The sequence below is a fragment of the Achromobacter sp. GbtcB20 genome (genome assembly GCF_019091095.1).
Taxonomy (GTDB): domain Bacteria; phylum Pseudomonadota; class Gammaproteobacteria; order Burkholderiales; family Burkholderiaceae_B; genus Achromobacter; species Achromobacter mucicolens.
Genome location: NZ_JAGXJZ010000537.1, coordinates 1 through 271 on the forward strand (window position 1 = coordinate 1; position 271 = coordinate 271).

Genomic DNA, 271 nt, shown 5'->3' on the forward strand with positions numbered 1-271 from the left:
TGGGCCTGTTGCCATCGACTCTTGAATTTATACGTCCCTTCGCCGTAGGTGGAGCGGCCGAAGTCGAACTGGCGCACGCCGGTTTCGCATAAATGCGACTGGATCGCCCAATACAACAGCATATTGGGCGCCAGCGGGTTGTAGTCGGCCAGGGTCGAGGCCCAGGGAATGACGGCCTGGTCGCCGCACAGCAGCACCCAGCCGGCGCCGACGGCCTTGCCTTCGTGGCGCACGATGACGATGAACATGTCGCCCGCCGCGCTGTAATGAC

The 271-nt window shown here is 62.7% G+C and carries 1 protein-coding gene; it reads right to left on the reverse strand.

Going from position 1 to position 271, the window contains the following annotated elements; translation table 11 throughout:
• Positions 1–248, reverse strand: a 248-nt coding sequence (locus tag KVT32_RS30115; protein ID WP_254637088.1) for a GNAT family N-acetyltransferase, incomplete at its 3' end; no start/stop codon positions are given.
• Positions 249–271: the final 23 nt, after the last annotated feature.